Origin of the sequence: Pseudomonas helleri, assembly GCF_001043025.1 — a bacterium.
Lineage (GTDB): Bacteria > Pseudomonadota > Gammaproteobacteria > Pseudomonadales > Pseudomonadaceae > Aquipseudomonas > Aquipseudomonas helleri.
The window spans coordinates 305,724-324,610 of the sequence record NZ_JYLD01000001.1; the positions used below are offsets into that span (position 1 = coordinate 305,724).

An 18,887-nucleotide genomic window follows, 5' to 3' on the forward strand; every position below is an offset into this window, starting at 1 on the left:
GGAGACCCCCTATGCACATCAAAACGTTGGCGGCTGCCACCCTTCTGCTGTCCGCCCTGCCTGCCGTGAGCCAGGCCCGCGACACCACCTTGTACTTGCCGTTTGATCAGGTAGTCACCGAAGCCATCAGCACCGGAAAAATCGACGGCAGCGTCAAGTTTTACCTCGCGGGCAACACGCCGAGCGGCAAAGTCAGCGTACTCAGCCCCGGCGCCGTGACCAACAAAAAGACCAACGCCTTCAACAAAACTGACTACCAGGCGTGTTCCTGGGCGCTGCAATCGGCGTTGATCACCCTGCATGACGCGGCCAAAAAGGCCGGTGCCAACGCCGTGACCGACATCACCAGCTACTACAAACGCAACGAACGCAAAGACCCGAAAACTTACGAATGCCACGCAGGCGCGATCATTGCGGGCGTGGCGCTGAAAGGCGATTTGTCGAAGGTGAATTGAGCGTCTGGGGGCTGGCCCCAAAAACGACAAAGGCGCCTCGCGGCGCCTTATTCACAAACAGACGGGCTTGTCATCGCGCTGTGTCTGTCCGGCTCGGTGATGGCTGGTTGCCCAGGATCCTCCGAGTCTCACAAGCCCCTTTCGGGAACGTGGCGAGTATTGCGCTGAAGGAGGCTTAAGGCAACCTTGAGTACGTCCCGTTGGTCGAATCAAACGCGTGTCACAAGCCGAGAGCGCAGCGGACCGCGGCTTTGATTGCAATAAACTCATCTGTTTCAAGTTGTGAAACCACATAACAACGACGGCCCTGACGGTCTCGCGTTTTTATTCGATCCAGTCGGGCGAGGCTAACGGTCGACAGCATGTCGCATTTTGCCCAGCACATAGGGTTCGCTCCCTGCAAATGACTCTGCAACTCAAGGTGATGCCCCAGCATGGATTGGGGCTCAGTTGTGCTAAGAGGAATAACCGTCACCAACTGTTTATTGGTGCGGTGTTTACGAATAACCACAACAGGCCTGATTTTGACCATTTCAGGTACTTCATGGCCCCTGAAGTCACAAATAAGTACGCTGCCTTCTTTTGGCTGATAAAGGAGGGGCATTGGTTGAACCCGAAGTAAAAGAAACGATTCTGAGCAACTTTGCCTTCAAGGGACCAGGCGAGTTTTATGACCGCGCATGTCTCAATCTCCAGCCTCACCCAGTCACTCGCAGGTCTCGTCTCTTTCCTTTGCAGGACTATTCCTAGAGAATCCCTTGGCCTTGCGCCTGCCTCTTTCGATCGCTAGCCTGCGGTTCGTCATCCCTCATGGATGGCCGGACGTGCAAGTTCGAATAGCAAAAGGTAAATCAAGCGTCACCGCCTAATACCCAGGTTTTATGGCGGTTGTGCGTGGGAGATCGTCAGGTCTGCCGGGTTCCTTTTGCCCCGGTCTTGCACACCCGCGTACGGCTGCCACCCTCTTTGTGTGCAAGCAAACGGGTTCAGCTATTCATTAGCAAAAGGATCTGAACCATGACTCACACACCCGAATACGAACAAAACCTCGAACACACTGACGAGCTGTTGCGGTGCGCGCTTGCGACGGCGTATGCGTCGGCCGATAACCTGCAAGGCCTGAACCGCGACGTGGCGTTGGCGGTGGTGCATTTGATCCATCAGGTCAAAGCGTCTGTGGATAAGTTATTGGCCGGGTAAAAAACGTTCACAGGCTGCGGTCTTTTGATCGTGGCCGTTGTGGAGGGTTTTGCGGCCGCTGCGCAGCCGATCGCAGCCTTCGTACCTCGTCAGCTCCTACAAGATTTGTGTGCGCCACACCACCCTGTAGGAGCGAGCTTGTCTCGCGATCTTTTGATCTTGGTCGCTGCGCTGCCGAGCGCAGCCTTCGTACCTCGTCAGCTCCTACAAGGTTTGTGTGCGCCACACCACTCTGTAGGAGCGAGCTTGCTCGCGATCTTTTGATCTTGGCCCTTGTGGACGGTTTTGCGGCCGTTGCGCTGCCGATCGCAGCCTTCGTACCTCGTCAGCTCCTACAAGATTTGTGTGCGCCACACCACCCTCTAGGAGCGAGCTTGTCTCGCGATCTTTTGATCTTGGTCGCTGCGCTGCCGAGCGCAGCCGTCGGCATGAACCGTGATATGGCGCTAACCGAATCAGGAAGGCCCCATCCGTTCACTTGGAGATGTGTAGTTTTAGTCCCAGCGCCTTGGCTACTTTGAGTATGGTTCCAAACTCCGGGTTACCTTCCCCGGACAGCGCTCGGTACAAGCTTTCTCTTGAAAGACCTGCATCCCGCGCGACTTGGCTCATGCCACGCGCTCTCGCAATGGTGCCAAGGGCTTTGGCAATAAAGGCAGGGTCATCGCCAGCCTCCTCCATGCAAGCTTCCAGGTAATAACCTATATCCTCTTCAGTTTTGAGGAATTCGGCGCTGTCCCAGCGGGTGAACTTTTCGGTCAAAGGGTGTACTCCTTCCAGTCTTTGGCTATCAGTCGCGCTTGTTTGTTTAACCCAAGAAACTCACCCAAAGAATCAGCCCCTAACACTCCCTCTCGTCAGGAAGGCCTTTTTGTTATGTCAGCGATATCCGTTCATTCTTAGGGCTTCACCATTTTGCGTGTCACCAGTTCAGCAAACGCTTTGGCCATCGGCGAGGGGTTGCCTTTGCGTTGCACCAGCCACACGGCGGTGCTGGAGTCGGCGTCGAGCAGGGGCCGGTAGACCACGCCCTTGATGCGCATGTGCTGGAACGACGCGGGCAGTACGGACACGCCCAACCCCGCAGAGACCAAGCCAATGATGGTCATGGCTTCGCCCGCTTCTTGGGCGATGTGCGGGCTGAATCCGGCCTGGCGCGCCAGACTCAGCAGTTGCGCATATAACCCGCTGCCATAACTGCGCGGGAAGAAGACGAACGGCTCGTCAGCCAATGCCCCGATGTAGAGGCCGCTTTCGCTGCCTTCGGCCAGCGGATGTTCAGCCTGGATGACCGCCACCAAAGGCTCGCGGAACAGTTCGACGGCCACCAGCGAGTCCGCCAGCGGAAACGGGCGCATGACGCCGATTTCTATCGACTCTTCTACCAATGCCTCGGCTACGTCGCGGCTGCTCATTTCCAGGAGGTTTAAGTGCACCGCCGGGAAGGCCTGACGAAAGGCAAAAATGGCCTGCGGAATGCTTGAATTGAACGGCGCTGAAGAGGTGAAGCCAATTTTCATTTCACCCAGCTCGCCCAGTTGCGCACGGCGGGCGACGTCGGCGGCTTTATCCACCTGCGCCAGCACTTGGCGCGCTTCGTCAAGAAACAATCGCCCGGCTTCGCTGAGGGCGACCCGACGGTTGGTACGTTCAAACAGCCGCGCCCCCAACTCTTCTTCCAGCGCCTGTATTTGCTGGCTCAGCGGCGGTTGAGAGATGCCCAGCACCTGGGCGGCCCGGCCAAAGTGCAGTTCTTCGGCGACGGCGATGAAATAGCGTAAATGGCGCAGTTCCATGCAAGCTCCATTGAGTCGTTAAACCTATCAAACAGGTCGAATAATATATTGGAAAGAATCGTTAGCTGGCTATATTCTTTTGCCATTGCCGTTTGGCTATACGCGTTATGAGGTCCCCGTGAAAACTGCTGTCGCCCCGCTCGCTCACGAAGTCCCGCCCACGGCGCTGGATGATGTTGTCGCTCAACTCAATGACGTATTTATCGAGAAAGGCACGCCGATGTTTATGCGCACGGTGCTGGCGCTGTTCTCGGGGGGCTTTGCGACGTTTGCCTTGCTGTATTGCGTGCAGCCGATGATGCCGATGCTGTCCCATGAATACGAGATCAACGCCGCGCAAAGCAGTCTGATTTTGTCGGTGGCCACCGGGATGCTGGCTATCGGCCTGTTGGTGACGGGGCCTATTTCTGATGCCATCGGGCGTAAGCCGGTGATGGTCTCGGCGCTGTTCAGCGCGGCGGTGTTCACTGTGCTCAGTGCGTGGATGCCGAGCTGGGAAGGCGTGCTGATTACCCGCGCGCTGGTGGGCTTGTCGCTGAGCGGGCTGGCCGCCGTTGCCATGACCTACTTGAGCGAGGAGATCCACCCGCAGCACATTGGCCTGGCGATGGGGTTGTACATCGGCGGCAATGCGATTGGCGGGATGAGCGGGCGTTTGATCACCGGCGTGTTGATCGACTTTGTCAGCTGGCACACGGCGATGCTGGTGATTGGCGGTCTGGCGTTGGTGCTGGCCATGGTGTTTGTGAAGATCTTGCCGGAGTCGCGTAACTTCCGCCCGCAAACCATGAACCCGCGTAGCCTGTTGAACGGCTTCACCATGCACTTTCGTGACGCCGGTTTGCCGTGGCTGTTTCTCGAAGCGTTTTTGCTGATGGGCAGCTTTGTAACGCTGTTCAACTACATCGGTTATCGCTTGCTGGCTGACCCGTACAACATGAACCAGGCCGTGGTGGGCTTGCTCTCGGTGGTGTACCTGTCGGGCATTTACAGCTCGGCGCAGATTGGCGCACTGGCGGACAAACTGGGCCGTCGCAAGGTGCTGTGGGCGGTGATTGTGCTGATGCTGGCGGGCATTGCGCTGACCCTGTTCGAACCCATCGCACTGGTGATTATCGGCATGCTGTTGTTCACCTTCGGCTTCTTTGGCGCGCACTCGGTGGCCAGCAGCTGGATCGGCCGCCGGGCGACCAAAGCCAAAGGCCAGGCCTCGTCGCTGTACCTGTTTTGCTACTACGCCGGGTCGAGTGTGGCCGGGACCGCCGGGGGCTTTTTCTGGCACTACGCGGGCTGGAACGGCATCGGTGCGTTTATCGGCGCTTTGCTGGTGATTGCCTTGCTGGTGGCGTTGCGTCTGGCCAAGCTGCCCGCGTTGCCGGGTAATACCCACAACGCGTGAACGCGCAGCTGTAATAGTGAGAGCGGATTTATAGGTTGCTGATCTGTAGCTGCACCTGCAGCACCTGAGCGCTTTTTTCCAGGCTCAGGCTCTCGAACTCGGCGCCTTCTTGTTCGACACGGTTAAGCCACGCCAGCACCGCCATGGCATTGCCGCTCAGGCTGATGCGTAACCGTTGGGTGTCCACGTCAAACTGCTGCACCTGAAGCCCCGCGCTCGCGGCGCTTTCGCTGAGGCGGCTGCTCAACGGTTGCGTGTATACCCGGATCGCGCGCGTGGGCAGCGCTCGCTGCACCTCCCCCGCTTGGGCGACACGCTGGGCATACAGCGTTTGCGCCGCCGCCAGCCGTTGCTGCGCGGGCTGCCAAAGCCCATAAAAACCAAACACCATCGACAAGAACACCGCGAGTACACCGCACAGTTGGCGGTCACGGCGTGGCAGTTGCCGCCAGCGCTCACGCACACGGGCTTTCATAAAACGTCCTCCAGGGTGAGTAAAGTTTGCACCCGGTTACCCTGTTGGCTGGCGTTGCCCAAGGTGATCGGCAGTGCACTTTGCAGGCCGCGCTCGCGCAGGTGTTCAAGCTCGGCAAAGCTGTTGGCGGTGATGGTTAAGGTCCAGCCGACCGTGGCGCGCCATTCCATGCGTTGCACGTCCACGCTGCTGGCACCGATCACGTGCTGGGTTAGCTGAAGCAAGCGCGCCATGTGCCCGTTTTGCCGGGCCGCGCCTTGTTGTTGCAGGGCGTTGAGTTGCGCAGACAAATCGACGATGCGGGTGTGCTCCGGGTACAGCGCTTTAAAGCGCTGTTCACTCTGGGCGTAGAGGCTCGCCGCTTCACTCTCAAGGAAGCTGCTGCGCAGGTGGCTCGCCCCCACAGCCATGGCAACAATCAGCAAGGCGGCCACACTGACACCCCGCCACGGCAGCCGCTGCGACGTGCGCCGGTACTCGCCTTGCAGCAGGTTGATGGCGCCAGGCGGTGCGCTAGCAGGATCAAACGTGTGTTCAACCGCCGTACCGAGGGGCCCGTCTTTCAGGGCCTCCAGCGCCTGAGGGGTTAACGCAAGGCGCAGATCCAGCGCGCCGCCCGCCAGCCAGCGCCCGTCCCACCACGCGATGCCCGGTTGCTCGCGGGGCAAGAGGTCGGCATCCACGTACACGCTGACGATGTTCAACCCGAGCGCCTGTAACTGCGCCAAGAGGTGTTTGAAGCGCTGACGCTCAATCACCAGCAACGGATAACGCCGTTGCGCATCCAGGGGGCCGACGGCGATGTGCAGTTCATCAATGTCATCCGCCAGTTGATCTTCAACCGCAAAGGCCAAGGCCTGAACGCTGGGGCGGCGCCTGCCCGGCCAGGGCTCGGTCAGCAGCCAGCTGCACATTTCCATCGGCAGAATCAGCTGCACATCGTGCGCGCCCAGTCGCTCGGCGGCCTCGTTCAGTGAGGTTTCGTGGGCGGTTATTTCGTCGTGCCACAGGTAGACCCGCGTATCGCTGTGCGCGGTGAGATAAAGCCGGCTGTTCATCAAGAAGGTTCGCTGTGTTCAGGGGCTAAAAAGCGCCGCTGGAGAAGGTGCCAGCGGCCGGTTTTGAGGTCGCGGGCCATATCGCTTTCAAGGCGTAAACGGCTTTGCCCCACACGCACGTGGGTGGTGATGCGAAACCAGCGGCTGGCGGTGCCCAGCCCCGCTGCCTGAACCCCCAGGCCGATCAGCGCCGGGGTAAAGGTGAAGTCCTCAACACTGGCATACCCCTGCAACGGGCGCTCGCTCACTAAGCGAGGGGCCATGTCCGGTGTCACGCCTTCGAGGGTGGCGAGCAACGTGACGGAGGCGGTGTTGATGTTGAGTGTGGCGTCCTTGCCCAGCAGGGCGATCCAGGGCTGCATGCGCGTGTACCAGTGGGCATCGACACCCGGCACGCTGCGCAATTGGCTGATGTCGCTCAGGTTCAGGCCGTGCAGTGCGCTGGCGTCGACGGGCGGCAGGTCGAGCCGGGTTTGCAGGCGCAACCAACGCTGTTTCAGCACCTCGTCGACAGCACCTTGAGTGAGCAAGGCGCTGACGTTGAAACGGGCGGCCAGGTCTTCGATGTCGACCTCAATGTGGCCATTGTCGATCAGCCATTCGGGCCGGCCTTTGGCCCAGGCCTGGCCTGCTGCAACGGGCAACTTGGGGTCTGCCAGCAGCGTGTATAAACGCTCTCGCCCCCAGGCTTCCCCAGCAAACGCCGACTGGCGCAATTGCAGTTGATGGAGCTGCTGGGCGCTGCTGTGCAGGGCCAGGCGGTGGCTGCGCAACATGCCGGCAGTCACCAGCAGCGCAAGGCTCATCACCAGCAGCACGGTGAGCAGTGCAATGCCTTGCTGACCCTTGCGCATCATTGGCCCTCCGGCAGTAGCATCACGCGACGAAGCTGTTCAAATCGCCCGGCCGAGAACTGCACTTCAAGGGCTCGCGGTGTTCCCTTGGGGGCCGCTTTGCCGGTGGGCCAATCGGTGCGCCAACCCACGGCCGGGTCGTACAGCCGCCAACGCAGATCGCGCACGTTGGTGAGCAGTTTTTGCTTTTGCAGTTCGCCGCCTTCCAGCCCTTGGCTGTAGCGCCAAAGCTCGCCGTTTTCCAATTTGTAGCTGACGTCTTGCAGTTCGCTGCGCGGCTGGCCCAGCGGGTTGCGCCAGTTGGCGCGGCGCAGATTGAGCTGGCTGGGATACAGCGCCAGCCCCGGCGACGTGGCCGAGGTGTGCAGGTGCAATACATCGCGCTCGATCAGCGCCACGGCGCGCTGCAAGCCGCGCAAGGTTTGCTCGTGGGCGCTGCTGCTGCGTTCGGCGCGCAGCACGCCGTCAAACAGCCGCCAGCAGGCCACCCCAAGCAAGGCAAAAATGGCGATGGCGATCACCAGTTCGAGCAAGGTGAAGCCCGCTTGCGGTTTAGTCATGGTTGCGCGCCAGCCAGTGCGTCACGCTGAGCAATGCCTGATCACTGCCCGCCGGGCTGACGCTCAACTCCACCCGTAACAGGCCCGTGTCGGGTTCGCTGGCGATGTGTTGAAACAGGCGCCACTCGCGTTGGGCAAAACGCTGGTTGAGGGTTTTTGAACCCATGGCCAGGGTCGCGCTTTGCAGGTGCAGCTCGCTCAGATGATTGTCGGCCAACCAGCCCGCCAACAGCCGGGTTTGGACCCGGGCGCTTTGCCCCAAGACGTATTGGCTGGCCGACATGACCGCCGCCGCCAGGGTCGCGAAAATGGCCAGGGCGATCATCACTTCCAGCAAGGTAAAGCCTTTTTCAGTGCGCATCCGTGACCTCGGACGCTTCGAGCAACGGGTTGCCAAGGCCATCGCTGTAGAGGCTCTGCCAGCGCAGCGGCGGGCTCTCAAAGTGCAAGGCAAAGGGGGTGTTTTCATCACTGCTGAGCCACAGCAGTTGCGGGGTGTGTTCACCTGCGCCAAGGCGGTGTACACGCCCCTCCAGCACCAGGGTCAATTGCACACCGGGGGGTAACGTCACTGGTGCTTCGACGGCCTGCCAGATCGCCCCTTGCAGGCGCATCTGTTGGTAGGCTTCGGGCTCCAGTCGCAGGCCGTATTCCTGGCCTTCCAGCACGGCCTTTTCGCGCAGGCCCTGCATCAGGGCGAGCATGACCTGCGCTTCTTGCCGCGCATCGCGGGCGCGTTTGTCGCCTTGGCTGATGTGCACCATTGAGACCAGCACGCCAATCATCACGATCACCACCATCAGTTCGATCAGGGTGAAGCCCAGCGATGAATCGCGCATGCTTCAGTTGCTCCAGTTGCCAATGTCCGTGGCAAAGCCTTCGCCGCCCTGCACACCGTCTGCGCCAAAGGAAAACAGGTCATACCCGGCCGAGTGGGTGCCGGGGTTGAGGTATTGGTACGGCGTGCCCCAAGGGTCGACCGGCAGGCTTTTGAGGTAACCCTGGGGGTTCCAGTTTTTCGCCAGCGGCGTGCCCGTCGGGCGTGTCACCAAGGCCTCAAGGCCTTGCTGGGTCGAGGGGTAGTTGAAGGTGTCGAGGCGGTACATTTCCAGGGCGGTGCTGATGGCCTGGATGTCGGTGTGCGCCGCGGTGACTTTGGCCTGGTCAGGGCGGCTCATGAACTGCGGCACGACAATGGCGCCGAGCACGCCGATGATGACCACCACCACCATGATTTCAATCAGGGTAAAGCCACGTTGAGTTGATGCACGAAGGGTTTTCATCGGTCAATTCACCAGTTGATTGAGGCTAAGGATCGGCAACAAGATGGCCATGACGATCAGCAAAACCACGCCGCCCATCAGCACCAACATGATCGGTTCAAACAAACTCACCACCAGCGCGATGCGCGCCGCGAGGGTTTTTTCCTGCTGTTCGGCGGCCCGCGCCAGCATGCTGTCCAGCTCGCCGGCACGTTCGCCGCTGGCAATCAGGTGCAGCATCATGGGCGGGATGTCGCCGCTGCGTTCCAGACCGCTGGCCAGCGTTGCGCCTTCGCGAACGGTTCGGGCGACATCGAGCATGCGGTGGCGAATGGCGAGGTTGGCGATTACCGTGGCCGAGATTTCCAGGGCATCCACCAACGGCACGGCGCTTTTGCCCAGGATCGACAAGGTGCTGGCAAAACGCGCCGCCTCCATGGCGCGCAGCACCCCGCCGACCATGGGCACATTGAGCAGCAGCGCATGCCAGCGCAGCTTCAAGTCCGGTTGCTGCAACGCCCAACGCGCCGCCCCAAGCGCAGCGAGCACCAGCAGCAGCAACAGCCAGCCGTAGTCACGCAACCCTGTACTCAGGGCAATCATCGCCCGGGTCAGCACGGGCAGCGGCTGGCCACTGTTCACGAAAATCTTGACCACATCTGGCACTACATAGCCCAGCAGAAAGCCGACGATGGCGAACGAGGCAATCAACAGAATCAGCGGGTACACCAGCGCCAGCTGGATCTTCTGGCGCGAGGCATGGCGGGCTTCGGTGTAGTCGGCGAGCTGTTCGAGCACATGGCCCAAATGGCCGCTGCGCTCGCCCGCCGCCACGGTGGCACAAAACAGTTCCGGGAAGGCCCGAGGGAACGCTGACAGCGCCGTCGCCAAGGCATGGCCTTCGGTGACGCGGTTACGCACAGCGAGTAATACGCTGCTGACATGGCGCTTGGCACTCTGCGCCGCCACCGCGCCCAGGGCTTCTTCGAGGGGTAAACCGGCATGGATCAAGGTCGACAGTTGCCGCGTAACAAGGGCCAGATCCGTAACGCCCAGCCGCCCCCGCGAATGCGTCGCACGGTGTGTTCGGGCTTCGCTCAACTGGCTCGGGCGCAAACCGCGCTCGCGCAATAACTGCCGCGCATGCCGGGCATTGTCGGCCTCTTGCTGGCCTCGGCAGTTGCGCCCGTTGGCGTCCTGCGCCCGGTAATCAAAGGTCGGCATGCTCAGTCCTCCAGGGTCACGCGCAGCAGTTCGTCAAAGCTGGTCAGGCCTTCAATCACCAGTCGCTGGCCGTCCTGAAACAAACTGGGGGCGTGCTCGCGCGCCACGCGTATGAGGTCCGGCTCACTGGCCCCTTGATGGATCAGTTCGGCCAGTGCCGGGGTGATGCCGACCAGTTCGTAAATCCCGGTGCGCCCGCGATAACCCTGCTGGCACTGGCGGCAACCCTGCGGCTGGTACAAGGTGACGCCAGCCTGTGGATCGAGCCCCAGGCGCTGGCATTGCTGCGGGTCGGCGCGATACGGGGTTTTGCAGTCGGCACACAGGGTGCGCAACAAGCGCTGGGCCAGCACGCCAACCAGCGAAGACGCCAGCAAGTAGGCATCGACGCCCATGTCGACCAGGCGGGTGACCGCGCCCACTGCGCTGTTGGTGTGCAGGGTCGACAGCACCAGGTGCCCGGTGAGCGAGGCTTGTACGGCGATGTCTGCGGTTTCGTGGTCACGGATTTCGCCGACCATGACCACGTCCGGGTCCTGGCGCAAAATCGCCCGCAAACCACGGGCGAACGTCATGTTGGCCTTGCTGTTGACCGGCGTCTGGCCGATGCCGGGCAGGTGGTATTCCACCGGGTCTTCGACGGTCAGGATGTTGCGGGTCGGCGCGTTGAGGTAGCTGAGCGCGGCATACAGGCTGGTGGTTTTGCCCGAGCCGGTGGGCCCGGTGACCAGAAAAATCCCGTGGGGTCGGGCCAGGATGTGTTCAAAGCGGCTCAGGGTGGCTGCGGGCATGCCCAGGCATTGCAGGTCGAGGCGCCCGGCCTGTTTGTCGAGCAGGCGCATCACCACGCGCTCGCCATGGGCTGAAGGCAAAGTAGAAACGCGTACATCGACTTCATGCCCGGCCAATCGCAGGCTGATGCGGCCGTCTTGCGGCACGCGTTTTTCAGCGATGTCGAGGCGCGCCATGACTTTGATGCGCGATACCAGCAAGTTCGCCAGCTCACGTTTGGGCCGCAGCACTTCGCGCAATTGGCCATCGATGCGCATGCGCACCGACAGGTAATGCTCGAAGGTTTCCAGGTGCACATCCGAGGCTTTTTCGCGCATGGCCTCACGCAGCAGCGCGTTGATCAAACGAATGATCGGTGCATCGCCCTCCTGCTCCAGCAGGTCGGCGGTTTGCGGCACTTGCTCGGCCACGCTCATCAGGTCGAGCTCGCTGTCGAGCCCTTGCGCCACTTGCTCGGCCGCGCTTTGCCCGGCGCTGTAGCTGTGGGTAAGACGCTCGTTGAAGTGTGCATCCGGTACCCGTTGCACTTGCACCTCTACGCCCGCCCGGCGCTGCACTTCGGCCAGCACGGTCAGCGGCGTGTCGCTGCGTATCAGCAGGCTTGCAGGCTGGGTCGAGGTGTCCAGCAGCACCCCGAAACGCCGGGCAAAGCTGTAAGGCAAGCGCACCGGCGGCTGGTTCATGGGCGGGCAGCCTCGGGACGGCGCAGGTCGACGGTATTAGGGTCTTGCAGGTTGCCGTCAAACATCTGGTGCGGGTCGCTGGGCAGCAGCAACGAGTTAGTGTCTTTGGACGACGGCTGGCTGAGGTTTCGCAACGCGTTGTAGCGGTCTTCGCTGATCTCACGAATATCATGTTTGCTGCGCACGATGGTCGGACGCAAAAACACCATCAGGTTGGTTTTGGTGTGGGTGTCTTTGTTCCAGCGAAACAACGCCCCCAAATAAGGAATGTCGCGCAGCAACGGCACGCCGCTGACCTGGGTGCGCACGCTGTCTTTGATCAAGCCGCCGATGACGATGATTTCGCCATCTTCGGCGAGGATGGTGCTTTTCAGGAAGCGCTTGTTGGTGATCAGGTCGGATGAATCCACCCCTTGCAGTGAAGGGGCCAATTCGGAGTTTTCTTGTGCAACCTCTAAACGCAACGAGCTGCCGTCGTTGATGTGCGGCTTGATTTTGAGGCTGATGCCGATGTCTTGGCGGGTCACCGTGGTGAACGGGTTTTGCGAGCTATCGCCCGTGCCCGTGTAGGAGCCGGTCTTGAAGGGCACGTTTTGCCCCACCAGAATCTCGGCTTCCTGATTGTCCAGCGTCAGCAAGCTGGGTGTGGACAGCACGTTGTTGTTGGTGTCACTGGCCAACGCCGAGATCAACGCATTGAAGCGGTCACCGCCCAATTGCAGCACGGCCCCTTCGGGCAGCGCAGGAGCGGGCCCCGAGAGCGCGCCGACCTGAATATTGGTGCCCGGAAAGGTGATACCGCCCTGGGCGCTGCCACTGTTCACCCCCCATTGCACGCCCAGGGTGTTCACAATGTCGCCGGATATTTCGACGATGGCGGCATGGATCAACACTTGCGAGCGCGGCTGATCGAGTTGGCGCACGATGCTTTCCAGGCTTCGCACTTTCGCCGGATCAGCCATGATCACCAACGCATTTTGGCTTTCATCGGCGGCTACCATGACCTCGCTGGCGGAGGTCTTTTGTGTGACGCCAGCCAGCGCGGTGTCTTGTTGCATGCCCTGGGCAACGGTATCGAGCACCTCGGCCAATTGCTTGGCATCACTGTGACGAAGACGAATGACCCGCGAGTTTTCGGACTGCCGGGTCGGCTTTGTGTCCAGCGAATGCGCCAGTTTGCTCAAGCGCTCACGCACCGCCTTGTTGCCCAGAATCACCAGCCGGTTGGCCGACGCATCGGCAATGACCTGGCTGCCCGGCCCTTCCGCTTTTTTGCCCAGCGACTGCTGCATGACCTTGGCCACATCACTGGCCTGCGCATGGCGCAACTCGACCACCGAATAGTCATGGCGCGTGCCGCCATCCAGTTGGCGCACCAGCTCGGCAATACGCCGGGCATTGGAGGCCGTGTCGGTAATGATCAACGCATTGGCCGACGCCGAAGGCCCGACGTACCCGTTGGTCGATACCAAGGGCCGCAGCAGGCCCGCCACGTCAGCCGCGACGCTGGCATTAAGCTCGATGACCTGGGTGACAAAGGCCTGCTCGGAGCCATCCGGGTTGCCCGCGCGGGCTTTGGCCTCGGCAGCGGGAATGATCAATAAACGATCACCTTGGTCGACCACGGCAAAACCGTGGGCATCCAGTACTGCGTAAAACAGCTCGCGCACCCCGGCACGGTCCAGCGGCGCTTCAGACATGACGGTGATACGGCCCTGCACCCGAGGGTCGAGCACAATGGTGGCGCCCAGCACCGATGACATTTCCTGCACGATATCGCGCAGCTCGGCGTCTTTCATTGCCAACTGCCAATACGGCTCATCGGCCAGCACATCGCTTTGCAATAGCGCGGTGCTGAGCACAAGGCTACACAGTAAAAGACGGCCGATGCCGAACACGTTGGGCCTGGTCATGATGCTTCTCTAAGGTTGTTCGGCAAGGGGCCGCAGATAAAGGGAGGTGGCCTGGGCCGGTGTGGCGGGCGTTTGGCTGGCAGGTAACACATGACGACCGGGCGGCTTGAGCAGCAGGCGCTCTTCGCGGTTGTTGCGCCATAGCACCACGTACGAGACCTCGACCCGCCGCAACACGCTGCCCCCCGGTAGCCGTTCACCGACGCGGTAAAAGCGTACTTGCTGGCTGCCCGCCAACAACGCCTGCGACGCGCCATGGCTGGACACAAGGCTGGCGCGCAGCTCCAGCGGTTCGGCGCTGTGTGCCAATGCGCCCTCAGGCGCAAGGCCCAACACGCTGGCGATGGCCTCTGGCTGAAAAGGCTCAAGCGCAGGCGCGGGCGCCGGGCGAGCCGGGGCAATAACCGGCGCGGCCAGTGCCTGGCGGTATAACCACTCTTGCCAGGCTAAGTGCCCGCCATATCCAAAACACGCCCCCCACAGCAGCACCTTCAAGATGAGCGGTAAGTGGCGAGTTATGGCACCCGAAAAATTATTCAAAACCTTTTCATCTGCAAGCCATTAATAAATAAAAAACCACTCACTGTTAAAACGAACCGTGTAGGAGCGAGCTTGCTTCGCGATCTTTTGATTGTTTTAAAAGATCGCGAGACAAGCTCGCTCCTACAGTTGTCGGTGGATAACGATTAAATTAAAAACTTTATCCAGACTTGATCACGTGGAGTTACTTCTCAGTCCACGCCATGTTCCAGCTCGCACCAACGCCCGGTTCAAAACCATTGGCATTTGGGTTGTATTGAATGCAGTAGCCCGAATTCGGGAACGGCTGGCACTCATAGACTTTGTCGTTTTTAGGTTGAAGCACCAACGTGCCCGCTTTGTAACCGGCAATGCCTTCAGGGAACACGAAGTCATATTCCTGAGCACCGCCTTCGCCGGTCAGGTTGATCGACTTGAGGTCCTGGAAGTTCTCACGACCATCCTGGCTGGTCGCAATCAGTTTCAAGGAGTGCTCGCCCGGTGCGCTGGTCACCGCAATGCTGACCGGCGACGTGGTAGCGCTGACGGTTTGCTTGGTGTAGCCCACTTGTTTGTGGGTGGCGTTGAACACCGTGGCTTCCAGCGTGACATTTTTGTTGGTCATCACCGTGAAGCCAACAGTGCCCTTGCCTTTGACCAGCACGTACTCCGGCGCCACATCATGCAGGTGCAGGTAAGCACCCGGGTCTGGCACCATCACGGTCTGCATTTCGTAGCGGGTAACGCCGCTCTCGGCTTTCACGTAAAGGGTGTTTGCGCCTTTGATCGGCTCAATGTCACCGTTTTCATTGCGTACGCCTGCACGTACCAAAGGCTTGTTCGCCGCGTTAACGGTTTCTGCCAATTTGTAGGACCAGTTGGCCGGCTGGCCTTCTTCTGGTTTTTCAATGGTGACGCCGAAGCTGTATTCAGCGCTTTCTGAGCTGCCAGTAAAGGCACGTGCCTTGACCGAATCGCCTGGCTGCAATGCCTGGGTTTGCGAGATCGAACCGACGTTTTTCCAGCCATCCGGGTCTGCGCTCTGCGCGGTGATGTTGACATCCACAACGTCATAAAACGAAGCGGCAGTGTCATCAACCGTCCAGACACCCAGAATAATGTGGTGACCGCTGCGGTCTGTCGGGATCGAGCAGCTGTGTTTGTCTTTGGCCGGGCCTGTACCGCCCGCAGCGCCGTCGATAGGCACGCCGCCACCACCTTCAACCTGGCAGAACGGTGTCAGCTCAAAGCTGTCGCGGGAGATCGGCAGGTTGGGGTTCCAGCCACCTTTGGTGATGAAGTACTGCCAGCGTGTACTTTTATGGGCAGCGGTATAGAACCAGCTGAAGTCGATGGTGTGATCCTTGATTTCAGTCAGGTGCCAGCGGTTGGCCGACTGGGCGTCCAATGCCGCGAAGCTGGCATGGCCACCGCTTGCGATCTTGCCGTCGGCCGGGCCGAACTCAGGGAACCCCTTAGGGGCTTCGCCAACGGTCTGCGGTTCATACTGAGCTGCACCGCAGTCAATGTTCAGCCCTTGCTGACATGCATAAGCCCGCGATGGAGGGGAGTTCATGTAACCGTGAGCAGCTGCCTGTTGAGCCGTAAACAGGGTAGCCATCAGCGTTAAGGATGATGCGCACAGCATCAAATTGCGGGACTTTGACAGTGCAATAGCCATATAAGCCTCATTCTATTTTTTATATAAATGATAAAAATTGCGCTCTCTGTTAAACGCACAACGATATAAACAACGCAATATGACAGAGAGAGCCCTACCACGGGCAACTACAACAAACTAAGAAACTTCCTACGTGACAGCCTGAAAGTTTTAAATAATTCATGGCTGCCCGAAATCAGGGTGGGAAATTTTACTTATTCTGATATTTAAATATGTAGGACTCTTCCTAAATATATATAAGGGAAGTCTGAATTATTTTATTTACACGCATAAAAAAACGCCCGGCATTAACCGGGCGTTTTAGCGAGGGTTACTTCCAACAACTGCACTTACTCGTGGTATTGCCCCGAGAACTCATGCACAGCGCTGATAAACGCACCGGCGTGTTCAGGTTTAACTTCCGGGGTAATGCCGTGGCCCAGGTTAAACACATGGCCCGAACCTTTGCCGTAACTGGCGAGAATGCGTTTGACCTCGGTGCGGATGGCCTCGGGGTTCGCGTACAACACGGTCGGGTCCATGTTGCCTTGCAGGGCCACTTTGTTGCCCACGCGGCGGCGGGCTTCGCCCAGATCGCAGGTCCAGTCCAGGCCCAGCGCATCGGCGCCGGCATCAGCAATGCTTTCCAGCCACAGGCCGCCATTTTTGGTGAACAGGATCACCGGCACTTTGCGACCTTCGTGCTCGCGGATCAGGCCGCTGACGATTTTGCGCATGTAGGCCAGGGAGAACTCTTGATACGCCGCGGACGACAAGTTGCCGCCCCAGGTGTCGAAAATCTGCACCGCTTGCGCGCCCGCGAGGATTTGCCCGTTGAGGTACGAAGTGACCGACTGCGCCAACTTGTCGAGCAGCAAGTGCATGGCCTGCGGCGTGTCGTAGAGCATGGCTTTGGTTTTGCGGAAGTCTTTGGACGAACCGCCTTCGACCATGTAAGTGGCCAGCGTCCACGGGCTGCCCGAGAAACCGATCAATGGCACACGGCCGTTGAGTTCGCGGCGGATGGTGCTGACCGCGTTCATCACGTAGCCGAGGTCTTTTTGCGGATCCGGGATCGGCAAGGCTTCGATATCGGCCAGGGTGCTGACGACCTTTTTGAAGCGCGGGCCTTCGCCGGTTTCAAAATACAGGCCTTGGCCCATGGCATCAGGAATGGTCAGGATGTCGGAAAACAGGATGGCCGCGTCCAGCTGAGGGAAGCGGTCCAGAGGCTGCAGCGTGACTTCACAGGCGAATTCAGCATTCTTGCACAGGCTCATGAAGTCACCGGCCTTGGCGCGGCTGGCACGGTATTCCGGCAAGTAGCGGCCGGCCTGACGCATCATCCAGACAGGCGTTACGTCTACGGGTTGCTTGAGCAAAGCGCGAAGGAAACGGTCATTCTTGAGATCAGTCATGTCTGCATCCGGAAAAAAAGTGGGGGCATTTTCTCAGAGACAGACGCAAAAGGCACGGCAAGAGCCGTGCCTTTTATCTATCGGGGCGATTTGACGCGGGGGTGACGCACTGTTTGCTGTAGGAGCGAGCTTGCCTCGCGATCTTTTAAACGATCAAAAGATCGCGAGGCAAGCTCGCTCCTACAGGATTTTGGTTAGACGCCCAGGTAGTCCATGATCCCTTCTGCCGCGGTGCGGCCTTCGAAGATCGCCGTCACCACCAGGTCAGAACCGCGCACCATGTCGCCACCGGCAAAGATCTTCGGGTGGCTGGTCTGGTGCTTGAACTGCGACTGCTCAGGCGCAATCACGCGGCCCTGGCTGTCAGTGGCGATGTCGAACTGCTCAAACCACGGCGCCGGGCTCGGACGGAAGCCGAACGCAATGATCACGGCGTCTGCCGGGATGATCTCTTCGGAACCCGGAATCGGCTCAGGGCTGCGACGGCCACGGGCGTCCGGCTCGCCGAGACGGGTCTCGACCACTTTCACGCCTTCAACCTTGCCGTCACCGACAATCGCAATCGGTTGACGGTTGTAGAGGAATTTCACGCCTTCTTCTTTGGCGTTTTTAACCTCTTTGCGCGAACCGGGCATGTTGGCTTCGTCACGACGGTACGCACAGGTCACCGACTTGGCGCCCTGGCGGATCGAGGTCCGGTTGCAGTCCATGGCGGTGTCACCACCGCCCAGCACCACGACTTTTTTGCCTTTCATGTCGACGAAATCTTCCGGCGACTTTTCAAAGCCCAGGTTGCGGTTGACGTTGGCGATCAGGAAATCCAGCGCGTCGTGCACGCCCGGCAAGTCTTCACCGGCAAAACCACCTTTCATGTAGGTGTAGGTGCCCATGCCCATAAAGACCGCGTCGTACTCGGCCAGCAGTTCTTCCATGCTGATGTCTTTACCGATTTCGGTATTGAGGCGGAACTCGATACCCATGCCGGTGAAGACTTCGCGGCGATTGCTCAGTACGGTTTTCTCCAGCTTGAACTCCGGGATGCCGAAGGTCAGCAGACCGCCGATTTCCGGGTTCTTGTCGAAGACCACCGGGGTCACCCCGCCACGCACCAGCACGTCAGCGCAGCCCAGACCCGCAGGCCCGGCGCCGATAATGGCAACGCGCTTGCCGGTCGGCACCACTTTGGACATGTCCGGGCGCCAGCCCATGGCGAAGGCGGTGTCGGTGATGTACTTCTCGACCGAACCGATGGTCACCGCGCCAAAACCGTCGTTGAGGGTGCAAGCGCCCTCGCACAGACGGTCTTGCGGGCACACCCGGCCACACACTTCGGGCAGGGTGTTAGTTTGGTGCGACAGTTCAGCGGCGGCGAGGATGTTGCCTTCGGCCACCAGCTTGAGCCAGTTGGGAATGAAGTTATGCACAGGGCATTTCCATTCACAGTACGGGTTACCGCACCCCAGGCAGCGGTGGGCCTGATCGGCCGACTGCTGGGGTTTGAAAGGTTCGTAGATTTCCACGAACTCTTTTTTGCGTTGACGTAACAGTTTCTTCTTCGGATCTTTGCGCCCGACATCGATGAACTGGAAGTCGTTACTCAGACGTTCAGCCATTGTTAA

Annotated in this window: 20 protein-coding genes; 3 read left to right on the forward strand and 17 right to left on the reverse strand. The window is 59.8% G+C overall.

Annotated elements, in window-relative coordinates:
- Nucleotides 1–11: 11 nt before the first annotated feature.
- A complete protein-coding gene (locus TU84_RS01295; protein ID WP_048366690.1) occupies nucleotides 12–455 on the forward strand; it encodes a hypothetical protein in 444 nt (147 codons plus the stop codon).
- A gap of 220 nt (nucleotides 456–675) precedes the next feature.
- On the opposite strand, the gene TU84_RS25355 is transcribed toward TU84_RS01295, so the two are convergent.
- Complete coding sequence (locus TU84_RS25355; RefSeq protein ID WP_082148601.1) at nucleotides 676–1,059, reverse strand: type II toxin-antitoxin system PemK/MazF family toxin; 384 nt, start codon at nucleotides 1,057–1,059, stop codon at nucleotides 676–678.
- Between the two features lie 413 nt (nucleotides 1,060–1,472).
- On the opposite strand from TU84_RS25355, the gene TU84_RS01305 reads away from it, so the two are divergent.
- Nucleotides 1,473–1,655, forward strand: coding sequence for a DUF6124 family protein (locus TU84_RS01305; protein ID WP_048366692.1), 183 nt, complete (start codon nucleotides 1,473–1,475; stop codon nucleotides 1,653–1,655).
- 474 nt (nucleotides 1,656–2,129) lie between these two features.
- On the opposite strand, the gene TU84_RS01310 is transcribed toward TU84_RS01305, so the two are convergent.
- Together TU84_RS01310 and TU84_RS01315 are read right to left on the reverse strand one after the other, a co-directional pair.
- Nucleotides 2,130–2,417, reverse strand: a complete 288-nt coding sequence (locus tag TU84_RS01310; protein WP_048366693.1) for an addiction module antidote protein — start codon at nucleotides 2,415–2,417, stop codon at nucleotides 2,130–2,132.
- A 137-nt stretch (nucleotides 2,418–2,554) separates the two neighbouring features.
- Entirely contained in the window at nucleotides 2,555–3,451 is an 897-nt protein-coding gene (locus TU84_RS01315; RefSeq protein ID WP_048366694.1) for a LysR family transcriptional regulator, read from the reverse strand.
- Between the two features lie 166 nt (nucleotides 3,452–3,617).
- On the opposite strand from TU84_RS01315, the gene TU84_RS01320 reads away from it, so the two are divergent.
- A complete protein-coding gene (locus TU84_RS01320) occupies nucleotides 3,618–4,850 on the forward strand; it encodes an MFS transporter (protein WP_256678847.1) in 1,233 nt (410 codons plus the stop codon).
- Nucleotides 4,851–4,878: 28 nt separating this feature from the next.
- Here TU84_RS01320 and gspM read toward each other — a convergent pair whose 3' ends face one another.
- From gspM to TU84_RS01390, 14 genes are all read right to left on the reverse strand, one after another.
- Nucleotides 4,879–5,325 (reverse strand): type II secretion system protein GspM, encoded by a 447-nt coding sequence (gene gspM / locus TU84_RS01325; protein ID WP_048366696.1) that lies wholly within the window; start codon nucleotides 5,323–5,325, stop codon nucleotides 4,879–4,881.
- The gene (gene gspL, locus TU84_RS01330; protein ID WP_048366697.1) at nucleotides 5,322–6,383 is read right to left on the reverse strand and encodes a type II secretion system protein GspL; all 1,062 of its coding nucleotides are present in this window, start codon (nucleotides 6,381–6,383) and stop codon (nucleotides 5,322–5,324) included. Before gspL ends, gspM begins: the two co-directional genes overlap by 4 nt.
- Nucleotides 6,383–7,240 carry a type II secretion system protein GspK gene (locus TU84_RS01335; protein ID WP_241486367.1) on the reverse strand — a complete coding sequence of 286 codons (858 nt, stop codon included), beginning with the start codon at nucleotides 7,238–7,240 and terminating at the stop codon, nucleotides 6,383–6,385. Before TU84_RS01335 ends, gspL begins: the two co-directional genes overlap by 1 nt.
- Nucleotides 7,237–7,797: a type II secretion system protein GspJ gene (locus tag TU84_RS01340; protein ID WP_048366698.1), complete on the reverse strand. Its 561-nt coding sequence runs from the start codon at nucleotides 7,795–7,797 to the stop codon at nucleotides 7,237–7,239. Before TU84_RS01340 ends, TU84_RS01335 begins: the two co-directional genes overlap by 4 nt.
- Nucleotides 7,790–8,158: a type II secretion system minor pseudopilin GspI gene (gene gspI, locus TU84_RS01345; RefSeq protein WP_048366699.1), complete on the reverse strand. Its 369-nt coding sequence runs from the start codon at nucleotides 8,156–8,158 to the stop codon at nucleotides 7,790–7,792. The genes TU84_RS01340 and gspI overlap by 8 nt, the downstream gene beginning before the upstream one ends.
- A complete protein-coding gene (gspH, locus tag TU84_RS01350; protein ID WP_048366700.1) occupies nucleotides 8,148–8,636 on the reverse strand; it encodes a type II secretion system minor pseudopilin GspH in 489 nt (162 codons plus the stop codon). Before gspH ends, gspI begins: the two co-directional genes overlap by 11 nt.
- A 3-nt stretch (nucleotides 8,637–8,639) precedes the next feature.
- Nucleotides 8,640–9,080, reverse strand: coding sequence for a type II secretion system major pseudopilin GspG (gspG, locus tag TU84_RS01355; protein ID WP_048366701.1), 441 nt, complete (start codon nucleotides 9,078–9,080; stop codon nucleotides 8,640–8,642).
- Nucleotides 9,081–9,083: 3 nt separating this feature from the next.
- Entirely contained in the window at nucleotides 9,084–10,283 is a 1,200-nt protein-coding gene (gene gspF, locus TU84_RS01360) for a type II secretion system inner membrane protein GspF (RefSeq protein ID WP_048366702.1), read from the reverse strand.
- 2 nt (nucleotides 10,284–10,285) lie between these two features.
- Nucleotides 10,286–11,758: a type II secretion system ATPase GspE gene (gene gspE, locus TU84_RS01365; RefSeq protein ID WP_048366703.1), complete on the reverse strand. Its 1,473-nt coding sequence runs from the start codon at nucleotides 11,756–11,758 to the stop codon at nucleotides 10,286–10,288.
- The gene (gspD, locus tag TU84_RS01370) at nucleotides 11,755–13,671 is read right to left on the reverse strand and encodes a type II secretion system secretin GspD (protein WP_048366704.1); all 1,917 of its coding nucleotides are present in this window, start codon (nucleotides 13,669–13,671) and stop codon (nucleotides 11,755–11,757) included. The genes gspE and gspD overlap by 4 nt, the downstream gene beginning before the upstream one ends.
- 9 nt (nucleotides 13,672–13,680) lie before the next feature.
- On the reverse strand, nucleotides 13,681–14,211 hold the full coding sequence (locus tag TU84_RS01375; protein ID WP_241486368.1) for a type II secretion system protein N: 531 nt from the start codon (nucleotides 14,209–14,211) through the stop codon (nucleotides 13,681–13,683).
- 184 nt (nucleotides 14,212–14,395) lie between these two features.
- On the reverse strand, nucleotides 14,396–15,871 hold the full coding sequence (gene gbpA / locus TU84_RS01380; RefSeq protein ID WP_048366705.1) for an N-acetylglucosamine-binding protein GbpA: 1,476 nt from the start codon (nucleotides 15,869–15,871) through the stop codon (nucleotides 14,396–14,398).
- A 329-nt stretch (nucleotides 15,872–16,200) separates the two neighbouring features.
- Nucleotides 16,201–17,268 (reverse strand): uroporphyrinogen decarboxylase, encoded by a 1,068-nt coding sequence (gene hemE, locus TU84_RS01385; RefSeq protein ID WP_048366706.1) that lies wholly within the window; start codon nucleotides 17,266–17,268, stop codon nucleotides 16,201–16,203.
- A gap of 194 nt (nucleotides 17,269–17,462) precedes the next feature.
- Complete coding sequence (locus TU84_RS01390) at nucleotides 17,463–18,881, reverse strand: FAD-dependent oxidoreductase (RefSeq protein ID WP_048366707.1); 1,419 nt, start codon at nucleotides 18,879–18,881, stop codon at nucleotides 17,463–17,465.
- Between the last annotated feature and the right edge of the window lie 6 nt (nucleotides 18,882–18,887).